General features: G+C 60.2%; 6 protein-coding genes. 4 read left to right on the top strand and 2 right to left on the bottom strand.

Features of this window, described 5'->3' with window-relative positions; genetic code table 11:
- Window positions 1-151: 151 nt before the first annotated feature.
- Window positions 152-3,244, top strand: a complete 3,093-nt coding sequence (locus FJ398_05300; protein MBM3837371.1) for a DUF1553 domain-containing protein — start codon at window positions 152-154, stop codon at window positions 3,242-3,244.
- A gap of 339 nt (window positions 3,245-3,583) precedes the next feature.
- Window positions 3,584-5,047 (top strand): DUF1501 domain-containing protein, encoded by a 1,464-nt coding sequence (locus tag FJ398_05295; GenBank protein MBM3837370.1) that lies wholly within the window; start codon window positions 3,584-3,586, stop codon window positions 5,045-5,047.
- A 122-nt stretch (window positions 5,048-5,169) separates the two neighbouring features.
- Here the strand turns inward: FJ398_05295 and FJ398_05290 are convergent, their stop codons facing one another.
- Both FJ398_05290 and FJ398_05285 read right to left on the bottom strand, forming a co-directional pair.
- Window positions 5,170-6,057, bottom strand: coding sequence for a prepilin-type N-terminal cleavage/methylation domain-containing protein (locus FJ398_05290; GenBank protein ID MBM3837369.1), 888 nt, complete (start codon window positions 6,055-6,057; stop codon window positions 5,170-5,172).
- A 368-nt stretch (window positions 6,058-6,425) separates the two neighbouring features.
- On the bottom strand, window positions 6,426-8,372 hold the full coding sequence (locus FJ398_05285; protein ID MBM3837368.1) for a YjhG/YagF family D-xylonate dehydratase: 1,947 nt from the start codon (window positions 8,370-8,372) through the stop codon (window positions 6,426-6,428).
- Window positions 8,373-8,421: 49 nt separating this feature from the next.
- Between FJ398_05285 and FJ398_05280 the strand changes: the two genes are divergently transcribed.
- Complete coding sequence (locus FJ398_05280; GenBank protein MBM3837367.1) at window positions 8,422-10,683, top strand: DUF1553 domain-containing protein; 2,262 nt, start codon at window positions 8,422-8,424, stop codon at window positions 10,681-10,683.
- A 466-nt stretch (window positions 10,684-11,149) separates the two neighbouring features.
- Window positions 11,150-12,613 (top strand): DUF1501 domain-containing protein, encoded by a 1,464-nt coding sequence (locus FJ398_05275; GenBank protein ID MBM3837366.1) that lies wholly within the window; start codon window positions 11,150-11,152, stop codon window positions 12,611-12,613.
- Window positions 12,614-12,715 lie beyond the last annotated feature (102 nt).

Raw genomic sequence — 12,715 nt, 5'->3', positions numbered from 1 at the left:
TCGATCCGCGGAATCCGCGAAATCCGTGGTCAAAATTCGCGGGAATTCCGGGAATTCGGTCGGAGTTGACGAAGCGGCGGGTTGGTCCCAAAGTAACGACGTTACTTAGCGCGTCGAATCACATGGCCTTTCGTTTCGCAACAGGAGACTCATGAAGCGGAAGGAGCATCTACCAGCGGCCTTGGCTTTGTCGGCGCGGGGCGCGAGCTATCTTGACCTGAATTCACAGAATGGCTCCAAGGGCGTCCGACGGTGGGCATGGTCCACGCGTCCGGTAGGTCGGTGCTGTTGCGCCGCCGTATCGACAGAAGACCGGCTGCGCGGCAACGCAGCCCTCCCGGGTTCATGGGAAGCTTTCGCATTCGCGGGTCTTCGCGGGCCTTCACGGTTCCCCATTCTGCGACTCAGAGCGTGCTTTGTCCTGCAATGGCGCAACTGGCTCGCACGCTGCGAAGAAATTTTTGTTGGCCGCGAAAACGCGCAAAAAGGCACAAAAGCGGGGATTTCTTTGCGCCTTCTGCGCCTTTTTGCAGCCATCCCTCGGTTGCGGCTTCGCCGTGCTGTGGGCTTCGTGCTTTTGCATTCCTTGATCTCAATCTTACCGGCACACGCCGGGCAAACGTCTGAACCGGCCAAGGCGAACCAGAATAACGGGTGGTCATTCCGCCCCGTTCAACGTCCCGCCGTCCCAGCATTCCACGGCGCGGATTTGAAGTGGATTCGCAATCCGATCGACGCGTTCATTCTGACCAAACTTCACGAGAAGAGTCTCGCGCCGTCGCCCGAAGCGGATCGCCGCACGTTGATCCGGCGGCTTTACTTTGATTTGATCGGTTTGCCGCCGACGCCGGAACAAATCGACGTTTTCCTTGCCGACTCCAATCCCAAGGCTTACGAGAATCTCGTGGATCGCTTGCTGGCTTCTCCACACTACGGCGAGCGCTGGGCGCGGCACTGGCTCGACGTGGTGCATTACGGAGAAACCCACGGTTACGACAAAGATAAACCCCGCCCCAACGCCTGGCCTTATCGCGACTACGTCATTCGCGCGTTCAACGCGGACAAACCCTACGCGCGCTTCGTCCAGGAGCAAATCGCCGGCGACGTCCTGGCGCCCGACACAGAGGACGGCATCGAGGCCACGGGATTCATCGCGGCGGGGCCGTGGGATTTGATCGGGCACATGGAAGTGCCGGAGGACAAAATTGACGGCAAGATCGCGCGTCACCTGGACCGCGACGATATGGTCGCGAACGCCATGGGCACGTTCGTGAGTTTGACGGTGCATTGCGCCCAATGCCACGATCACAAATTCGATCCCATCGCCCAGGAAGATTACTACAGCCTCCAATCGGTGTTCGCGGCGCTGGACCGCGCCGATCGCAAGTATTATTCCGATCCCTCGTTGACCCGGCAGCGCTCGAATCTGGAAGCCCGACAACGCGCGCTTGCCGAGCAGAAGAAGACGCTCGAGGAGAAGATCGCGAAACTTGGCGGGAGCGAACTGGCTGATCTGGAGAAAAAGATCGAAGCCGCCCGCAAGGCGTCCAGTGGCGCGGCGCGTCCGGAGTTCGGCTACCATAGCCAGATTGAAGCCACGCCCGACCAGATCAAGTGGGTCCAGGTCGATCTCGGGCGTCCGGTGGTTATCGACAAAGTGATCTACGTTGGTTGCCACGACGACTTCAACAACATCGGAGAGGGATTTGGTTTTCCGGTCCGATTCAAGATCGAGATTTCAGACGACGCGGAGTTTAGCGCAGGCGCGGTTCGAATCGTCGATCACACGCAGGCCGACTTCACCAATCCCGGTGTCGATCCCCAGACTGCCATCGTCCACGGCAAGTCGGCGCGCTATGTCCGGGTGACGGCCACGAAGCTCGCGCCGCGCAAAGACGATTACATCTTTGCCCTCGGAGAATTGAGCGTGCTCGACTCCGACGGGAAAAACGCTGCGTTGGGCGCAAGGGTGACCGCACTCGACGCCATCGAAGCGCCGGTTCGATGGCAAACGAAGAACCTCGTGGATGGCTACACCTACACAAAGGCCAAGGCCAATCCCGAAGCGCTGGCCAAATTGCAGACGGAGCGGCAAGCGTTGCTGGATCGAGCGATGGATGCGGACACGAAGAAGGAACTGAGCGAAGTCACGACCTTGCTTGCGCAAGTGGATGCGGAGATTTCGAGGCTCCCCAAACCAAACCTGGCCTTCGTGGGCACAGTTCACTACGGCAGCGGCGCGTTCCGCGGCACAGGACCGGAGGGCGGCAGGCCTCGGCCGATTCATGTTCTCAACCGCGGGGACGTCAAGAATCCGGGCCCGGAGGCGCGTCCTGGGGCTTTGAAATCTGTGGCGGCCTTGCCGGCGCGTTTCGATCTCCCGCCCGAACACGCCGAAGGCGCGCGGCGCCTGGCCCTGGCTCAATGGATTACTGATCCAGGCAATCCCTTCACCTGGCGGTCCATTGTCAATCGCGTCTGGCTTTATCACTTCGGACGCGGCCTCGTGGATACGCCGGATGATTTCGGCCGCATGGGGCAAATGCCAACGCATCCGGAGTTGCTCGACTGGCTCGCCCTGGAATTCCGGGACCACGGCCAATCGCTCAAGCAATTGCATCGCCTCCTGGTCACGAGCGCAACGTATCGGCAGGTGTCCGCGGCCAACGAATCGCATGCGAAGACCGATGCAAACAACGCTTATTACTGGCGCATGAACCGCCGACGGTTGGAAGCGGAAGCGCTCCGAGACAGCGTGCTCTTCGTCAGCGGCAAACTCGACCCGAAGCTCTACGGGCCGAGCTTTCAGGATTTCGTGATCGAGAAGCCGGAGCACTCTCCGCACTATCAGTATCACCTGCACGATCCGGAGGACCCACGTTCGCACCGGCGCTCGATTTACCGGTTTATCGTCCGCTCGCAGCAGCAACCGTTCATGACGACGCTCGATTGCGCGGACCCGTCGATGCGGGTGGACAAGCGCAACGAAACTCTTTCCGCGCTCCAGGCTCTGGCGTTGTTGAACGACGCGTTCATGCTGACGATGGCGAAACACTTTGCGGCGCGCGTGGAGAAAGCCGGCGGGGAACTGGCGGACAAAGTCGAATCCGCGTTTCGCCTGGCCATTGGACGCCGTCCGTCCGCGCCGGAGCGGACTGAACTTGCCCATTACGCGAAGCAACATGGATTGGCGAACACCTGCCGGGTTATCCTGAACCTGAACGAATTCCTTTTCGTGGACTGACGAATGCTTGATGCATGAACAAGCCTTGCGAAAACTTTCCGCGGTAAACCGGAAGAGTAGATTGCGTATGTCAGCTTCCCCTCACCCTGTCCCTCTCCCTCAAGGAGAGGGGAAGAGGCATTCCGCACCGAGAACAACTCTGTGCGCTCGATCCATCGAAATGCAACGATCGATGCTCCCTCCCCACGAACCGGATTCAACCACGGATTACAAGGATCACACGGATAAACCGCTTCTTCATCCGCGAAATCCGCGAAATCCGTGGTCAAAGAACAAGCCCAAAGAATTCCGTTCATGAACACCTCGCTTTATCATCGTCTGGAGCGGCCACGACCGCCCATGTCTCGCCGTGAATTCTTGTGGGCTTCCGGCGGAGGGCTCGGAGGCATCGCGTTGAGTTGCTTGCTCGGCCAGGAGCGGCTGCGGGCGGCTCCAACCGCCGCGGAGGGCGTGTTCACGGGTGCCCTGCACTATCCCGCCAGAGCCAGGCGGGTCGTTCAATTGTTCATGGGCGGCGCGGCCAGCCACGTTGATACGTTCGATTACAAACTGGAACTCCTGAAGCGCCACGGGCAGCCCTGGGATCCCGGCGAGAAAGTGGAGTTGTTTCAGAACGGCCACGGCGCGACCTTCGCGTCGCCCTGGAGTTGGAAGCAATACGGCCAATCCGGAAAATACCTCAGTGAAATCGTCAGCGCGCTCCGCTCTTGCGTGGACGACCTCGCGTTCATTCACAATGTCGTCGGCAAGACCGGCGTTCACAGCCAGGCGACCTATCTGCAAGCCACCGGCTTTCAGATGCCCGGATTTCCGGGAATGGGTTGCTGGGTGAGTTACGCCTTGGGAAGTTTGAATGAGAATCTCCCGACGTTCGTGGTGTTGCCTGACCACCGCGGATACGCCTCGAACGGTCCGAAGAACTGGCACTCGGCTTTCCTGCCTTCCCGGCATTCAGGCACCACGATCTGGCCGGGCACGGACCATCCCATCACAGACCTGTTCCCGGCCAAACAAGGCGACTTCATCACGAAGCAAAGCGACGCCGATGCTCTGGCGGTCATGACCCGGTTGAACCGCGAGCATGCTGATTTGCGCCCCGGAGACGAGCGCCTGGACGCCCGCATCCGCTCGTACGAACTGGCCGCGCGGATGCAACTGGCCGCGCCCGAAGCCCTGGATATTTCCAAAGAGCCCGACTATATCCTCGACCTCTACGGGCTGAATCATCGCCGGCAGACGTTCGACAAAGAAATCAATCCCATCGAAGAGACCGATTACTTTGGCCGCAAATGTCTGGTCGCCCGGCGGCTGCTCGAACGAGGCGTGCGCTTCGTGCAGATCTGGTCCGGCAACGACAACGGGTTTCCTCGCCGCAATTGGGATTCCCACGAAGACATCCAGCGTGACCACGGGCCGCTGGCCATCGGCATGGCTCGGGGCGCCTCCGCTTTGATCCAAGACCTCAAACAGCGTGGGATGCTTGACGACACGATTGTGTTCTGGACGACGGAATTTGGGCGGATGCCCTGCGCGCAAGGCGGAAAAGGCCGAGACCACAATCCGTTCTGTTTCACCAACTGGCTTGCAGGCGGAGGCGTCAGAGGCGGCCTGAGCTTTGGGCCGAGCGATGAATGGGGCTACAAACCGGCCGACCGAAGCGATCCCACGCAGGTCTATGATATCCACGCGACGATCCTGCACCTCCTTGGCATCGATCACGAGAAACTGACCTTCCGGCACAATGGCATTGACCGCCGGCTCACCGACGTGCACGGGCGGGTAATTCAGGAGATTCTGGCGTAAGAGGGCTGGAGTGGTGGAGTAATGAAGTAATGAGTAATGGAGTGATGGAGTAATGGAGTGATGGAGTGATGGAGTGATGGTGGGACCAATACTCCATTACTCCACCACTCCACCACTCCCGCCTACTCTCCTCCCCGCAGCGGGTCGAGCCAGGGCGTGTTGCCATAATACCAATTGGCGCGCATGCTTTCCACGTGCCCATCAGCGAAGCCCACCGTGCTGCGTTCGTTGTGACGAAGGTGAGGCCCGCACCAATTCGGATTGTCGCCGGTCACGCAGCCTGGACAATCCCCGACTTGCGGATCGCCCAGCATCCAGGCGCCGAACTTGGTTTTCGACTTCGTTGTAACGGCCGGTTTTTTGTTGGCTTCGGCCCATGTGCCTGAGTCCGTGATGAAGACGGTCCGCGCAGGATTGCGGAGAGTGATCTCCGGTTTGTGATTGTAACCCACGTAATGGCTAAGTTCGCCGGCCATCTGGTGGTTGATCGCGTAGTCCGAGACCGTCGGCGCCGTGACCGGAATGCCATCCCAGCGTTCGAGGTTCAACGGTTTGCCTTTGCGCGCGGGACACAGGAGAATATTCGTGCTGCTCAGATACGGCTGGAGCAATTGAAACCAGGTCACCAGCCCCCTCGTGTAGGGAGGATAAATGTAAGTGACGACGTGTTTCCCGTTGTTGTCGTCGGTGTACATTTTCCCCGCCAACATAATCTGGCGCCCGTTGCTGACGCATTGGATGGACTGCGCCTTCGATTTGGCCTTCGCCAGCGCCGGCAGCAGCATTCCGGCCAGGATGGCGATGATTGCGATCACGACAAGGAGTTCGATGAGCGTGAAGCCATTCGAGGGGCGAGGATTTTGGGAGAGAATTCGCCCAAGCGAAGCCTCGCACGTTGGCCAACTAAACTTCCTCCTCACCCTTCCTCCGGACACCCTCTCCTCTTCGGAGCGGGAGAGGGCCGGGATGAGGGGGAGGTTCGTCGGGATGCAGGAAGCAGGAGTTTTCATAGCAAGATCGGCATTTTAGCGGCCATCGCGTCCTTGCGAATCGAGACCTCAACCGCAAGTCGGCGGATTCCAAAAGCGCTTCTGGCGTCGGCTTGGTGTGATGGGAACCATAGGCTGAATTCAACGTGCCGACAACTTGAAACCGGGGCCCAGGGGGGGCATCCGAACACTGCCCCCGACCAAAACCAAGACGGACCGCGGTCTTCAGACCGCTTAAACGCCGGCCATTGAAAGCGCATTGGAAGTTTGGGCACGCTCGGCCTGTTGACCGCGGAGGCGGCGTAAACGCCGCGGTCCGGTCCACTCTGAAATCACGGGCAGGGTACAGATGCGCCCAATTTTCTGATACAGTAGTAGATTCTGCCCGCTCACCTGGCTACGCGCTCCAGAATCCCCTCCACGTCATAAATACAGCCGCCCCAGGTGCCGCCGCCGATTTGCTGGAGCGCCGCCCAGAGCCTCGTATCATCGGGCAAAGCTGGATTTGGCGCGAGCCGATCGTGTGGCGGTCGTTCGTGGAGAATCTTCGCGGCGACTTCCGGCTCGAAGCGCCGGTCCGCTTCGCCGACGAAATCTACGCTACCCTCCAGGCGAGTGCGATCAATCACGATTCGGATCCAATCGCCGTCGCGCAGCTTGCCCATCGGCCCGCCTGCCAGCGCTTCAGGGCCGACATGACCAATGCAAGCGCCGGTGGAAACGCCGGAGAACCGCGCATCCGTGATCAGCGCCACGTGCTTGCCAAACGGCAAATGCTTGAGCGCAGACGTGAGTTGATAGGTTTCCTCCATCCCGGTCCCCATTGGCCCGCAGCCGATCAACACCATGACATCTCCGGCCTGGAGGCGGCCTGCTTTGATCGCGGCCATCGCCTCTTTTTCGCTCACAAAGACCCGCGCCGGCCCCTCCTTGCGATAGACGCCGTCGTGATCGACCACGCTTGGATCAATGGCCGTGCTCTTGATAACCGCTCCTTCCGGCGCGAGGTTGCCGCGCGGGAAAGTGATCGTGCTGGTCAAGCCCTTGGCCCGCGCCTGGTCCGGCGGCATTATGACATCGTCGGCGTTGACGCCGTCTTCGCGTGTGAGGATTTCCTTGAATCGCTGCCGCCGCTCGGATTTCTCCCATTCATCCAGAACTTCGCCCAGAGATTTTCCCGCCACGGTGAGCACGTTTGTTTCGAGAATTCCCAGATGCCGCAAGTGCAACATGACTTCCGGCACGCCGCCGGCGAGAAAGACCCGAAGCGTGGGATGATTCCTCGGCCCATTCGGCAGGACATCGACAATCCGGGGGACGCGGCGATTGACCGCGATCCAGTCATCGACCGTCGGGCGGCGCAAACCGGCCGCGTGCGCAATGGCCGGGATGTGCAGGAGCAGATTCGTCGAACCGCCCACCGCGGCGTGCACGGCCATGGCGTTGCGGATGCTGGCGTCGGTCAGAACGTCGCGCATGCGGATTCCGCGTTCTTCCAAAAGCGTGACCGCGCGCGCCGAACGGACTGCCGCATCCGTCCAGACGGGTTGCCCGGATGGAGCCAGAGCGGAATGCGGCACCGCGATACCGAGCGCTTCGGCGACCACTTGCGAGGTTGCGGCCGTGCCCAGAAATTGGCAGCCGCCGCCTGGCGAAGCGCAAGCCCGGCAGCCGAGTTCCGCGGCTTGCTCAAGTGAAAGCAGGCCGTGGCTGAAGCGCGCGCCAATCGTTTGCACCGCTCCGGCATCTTCACCATCCGAAGGCGGCAACGTCACGCCTCCAGGGACGAGGACCCCGGGCAGGTTGTGCATGGACGCTAACGCCATCATCATGGCCGGAAGCCCTTTGTCGCACGTCGCGACGCCCATGACGCCGGAGCGAGTCGGGAGCGAACGAATCAAACGGCGAAAGATTTGCGCGGCGTCGTTGCGATACGGCAAGCTGTCGAACATCCCCGGCGTGCCTTGGGTGCGACCATCGCACGGGTCGGAGCAAAACGCGGCGAACGGGAGGGTTTTCAACGCGCGAAGTTCATTCGCCGCCGCCTGCACGAGCAAGCCGACTTCCCAATGGCCGGTGTGATAACCCAGCGCGATGGGCCGGCCATCCGGCGCGCGCACTCCGCCTTGCGTGCTGAGAATCAAGAATTGTTTGCGGCCGAGTTCGCGCGGGTCCCACCCCATGCCCGCGTTCTGGCTCAGGCCGAAAATGTCGCCGCTGGGACGATTCAGAAGCATTTCTTCGGTCAGCGGCAACGCGCCGGCCGGCCCGGGCGCTTTGGTTTGAACGCAATAGATGTCTTCCGGACTTGCGGATGATTTGTCGGTGACGCTCATGGTTTCAAACAGGAGGTAACAGAGTAAACTGAGCGTAAGCAAGTCCGGTATGGGAAAGCGCCATGACGAGTTGACCGAACGCACGGGAGAGGCCAAGAATATAACCATGCAGGCAGTTCACGCCTTGATCCTCTGCGCCTTCGTCGTGATAGCGATTCGCGGGCCTGCTTCGGCAGATCCTGCCCCGGAAGAGGCTGACCAGAATGCTCGTGTCACTGAAGTCCCTTTCGCAACCAGCGCTCGCACGCATTGGGCATTCCAGCCGGTCAACCGCATTGCACCCCCGGCGGTCAAAGACACTCGCGGGCTCAAGACGCCTGTGGATCATTTCATCCTGGCGTTGTTGGAAGCGAAGGGCGTTCCGCCAGCCACATCGGCGACCAAGGAGGAACTGATCCGCCGCGCCACCTTTGATCTGATCGGACTGCCGCCCACGCTGAGCGAAATCGATGCGTTCTCGAAAGACACTTCAACGGACGCGTACGCGAACCTGATCGATCGGTTGCTGGCGTCGCCGCACTATGGCGAGCGCTGGGGACGGCATTGGCTTGACGTGGCGCGATTCGCCGAGACGGACGGCTTCGAGCATGACGCCGTTCGGTTTCACGCCTGGCGCTATCGCGACTATGTCGTGCAATCGTTCAATGCCGACAAGCCGTACGATCGGTTCATCAAGGAACAACTCGCGGGCGACGAGTTGTATCCGGACGAACCCGAAGCGTTGATCGCGACCGCGTTCAATCTTTTGGGACCGGACATGGTGGATTCAGCGGACCAGATTCAGCGCCGGCTCAACCGGCTCAACGACATGACGGACACGGCGGCTTCGGCATTCCTGGGTTTGACGATGGGTTGCGCGCGCTGCCACGACCACAAATTCGAGCCGCTTTCCCAGAAAGATTACTACCGCTTTCAAGCGTTTTTCACCCCAGCCACTTTCCGCGACGATCTACCGGCGCCCCGGCGCGAGGAGTTAGCCGCGCACCAGTCCGCGCTCCTGAAATACAGTCAACTGACTCTTAAGGAGCAGGAAGAAATCGCGGCGATCGAAGCGCCGTATCGCCAAAAGATTTTTGAGCAAAAGCTGGCCAAACTTTCGCCCGAAGCGCAGGCGGCGCACAAGACTCCTCCCGCCGAACGCACGACCGAGCAGGTCAACCAAATCCAAGAAACCGCGGCTCTCGTCGAAGTCATGGAAAAGGAGATGCTCAACGCCATGAGCAAGGAGGACCGAGCACGCCATAAAACTGCCAAGGAGGCGCTGGCCAAATATCCGAAGCCCTCGCCTTTGCCGATGACGATGGCTCTGCAGAAGGCCAAAGGGAAACTCGCGAAGACCTTCATTTTGGCGCGGGGCGACTACAACCGGCCCAGCGACGAGGTGCAGCCGGGATTTCCGGCCGTGCTGGGCGAATCTCAAATTTCAAATCTCAAATTTCAAATTGGAGAGCAGAGTGCTCACCGTGCGACCGCAATTCTGAGGACCACGCTCGCGGAATGGATCGCAAGCCCCAACAACCCGCTCACCGCCCGCGTCATGGTCAACCGCATCTGGCAACATCATTTCGGACGCGGTCTTGTGCCGACTCCGAGCGACTTCGGTTTGAAAGGCGAACGTCCGTCGCATCCGGAATTGCTGGATTGGCTGGCGAGCGAATTCGTGGCGCGAGGCTGGAGCGTCAAGGAGATGCACAAATTCTTGCTGCTTTCATCGGTTTATCAGCAGTCGAGTCGGGCCTCGGAAGAGGCGCTTGAGCGCGATCCGGAAAATCGGCTTTACTCGCGCTGGCAGCGGAAGCGGCTCGAAGGCGAAGTCATCCGCGACAGTTTGCTTGCGATCAGCAGAGAATTGAATCGACAGATCGGCGGGCCGGGAGTTTTTCCGGCCATTCCTGAGGACGTGTTCAAAGGATCGAGAGGTTGGACTGTGAGCAAGAACGCCGCCGAGCACAATCGCCGCAGCATCTACATCTTTGCGCGGCGCAACTTGCGGTTTCCCTTTCTCGAAGTGTTCGATGCACCGGACAGCAACTTGACCTGTCCCGATCGCCCGCGCAGCACGTCCGCGCCGCAATCGCTGACCTTGCTCAACGCGGACGAAGTGATGACCGCCAGCGAGGTCACCGCGGCGCGCCTGACGAGTGAAGCCGGCACGAATGCGGCGCGCGTCACGCTGGCCTATCGATTGATTCTGGGGCGCGGGCCTTCGGAGAAGGAGCAAGCAATAGCCGGCTCATTCTTGCAGAATGCGCCGTTGAGCGAGCTGTGCCGCGCGCTGTTCAACTTGAATGCGTTCGTGTACGTGGATTAGCGAGACCGGAATCCTAACCAGCCTGGACCATCTCGAACTCGGAACGACAGATTACCTCTTCGGTTCGTCTCATTATTAATAACACTCCGCTTCAGCGGGGTGTACTGATCAGACCGTGGGATAGAATACACTTTGTTGCATCGCATTTGGGCTCAGGCGCGACGAAGGAGAATATCCCTGGTGGTCCCTGACTAATCCTTGGGGCGTCTCTTGAAGGGACAGACGGACAACGGAAAAACCAGGAGCCTCCGTTGATCCATCGTCTCTTCCTGGGCGGCGGTCTGCCTCGCGGCTTGATTTGGGACGGAGTGGAATCCGTCCCTACCACGCTAAACACGTATGGAGCGGAGTGCTAATGAAGCGCCGACACGAGCGCAATCCATCGCAACCAGTTCATTTTCGTTACCGCTCTCACCATTTTTCCTTCTGTTCTCTTCGCCGGAAAGGTGTATTCTTCCTCAAAGCCATGAGCTGCCATTGCACGGGACCGAACGGACCCGAAACCAGGCCCACCTCACGCCGCGAATTCCTGCGGCGCAGCGGCTGCGGATTCGGGATGCTGGCGCTGACTTCCTTGCTGGATGCCGACGGTTTGCTGGCAGGCGACACGCCGGCGGGCCGCGTAACGCCGGTCAATCCTTTGCTCCCTAAGCCGCCGCATTTCCCGACCAAAGCCAAGAGCGTCATTTTTCTGTTCATGTCCGGCGGGCCGAGCCAGGTCGATTTGTTCGACCTGAAGCCGGACTTGATTCGCCTCGCGGGCCAGCCGATTCCGGAATCGTTCGGCACGTTCAAGACGCGCCGCGCGGTGGCGAAGAACAAACTCATGGCGCCGGTTCGTCCGTTCCGAAAGCACGGCCAATGCGGAATGGATGTCTCGGATTTTCTGCCCCACATCGCCGGCTGCGTGGATGACATTTGCCTCTTGCGCGGTTGCTATGGCGACAGCGTCACGCATCCGGAGTCTGTCTATTTGATGAACACGGGATCGATTCTGATGGGGCGACCGAGCCTGGGCGCGTGGGCGACTTATGGATTGGGCACTGAAAATCAGAACATGCCCGCGTTTGTGGTCATGCCCGATCCGAGCGGGTGGGTCAAAGGCGGCGCGCCCGCCTGGGGCAACGGCTACATGCCCGCCGTTTATCAAGGCACGATTTTGCGCGGCGGCGAATCGCCTATTCTGCACCTCAATACCCCGAAAGGAATCAGCGCGGCACAGCAGCAAGCCACGGTCGATTTCATCAACCGGCTCAACCGCGAAGACCTGAGGGCCGGGGAAGAGCAATCGGAGTTAGCGGCGCGCATTTCGGCGTACGAACTGGCGTTTCGCATGCAGGCCCACGCGCCGGACGTCGTCAATGTTTCGAGTGAGAGCGAAGCCACGAAGAAACTTTACGGCCTGGACAACAAAACGACCGCCGAATTTGGCCTCCGCTGCCTGCTGGCGCGGCGCATGATCGAGCGCGGCGTGCGGTTCGTGCAACTTTACTGCGGCGACACCAACGGCTGGGACGGCCATTCCGCTGTGGAAGACAATCACGCCAAACTTTGCGCTCAAAGTGATTTGCCCATCGCCGGTTTGCTGAAAGATTTGAAGTCGCGCGGGCTGCTGGACTCCACCCTCGTCGTCTGGGGCGGAGAATTTGGCCGGATGCCGATGAGTGAGGGTTCGGACGGCCGCGATCATAATCCCCACGGCTTCTGCATGTGGCTGGCCGGCGCCGGCGTCAAAGGCGGACGGGTCATCGGCGCGACCGATGCCGTAGGCCTGCGCGCCGAGCAGGAGAAAACTCACGTTCACGACATTCACGCCACTCTCTTGCACCTGCTCGGACTCGATCACACGCGCCTGACTTTCCGCCACAATGGCCGCGACGAACGGCTGACGGATGTGGCGGGTGAGGTGATCAAGAAGGCGATCGCGTAAACCGTCGCGAAGGTCCATTTCCCCGTAGCGCAGAGTTGGACCTGCCGTATCGCCGATTTGCAATCGGCGGTGCTTCGGCGAGTTCCAGAGCCCTCGAACTTG

It is taken from the genome of Verrucomicrobiota bacterium, from assembly GCA_016871535.1.
Lineage (GTDB): Bacteria > Verrucomicrobiota > Verrucomicrobiia > Limisphaerales > SIBE01 > VHCZ01.
This window is presented reverse-complemented; position numbering and strand designations above follow the sequence as displayed.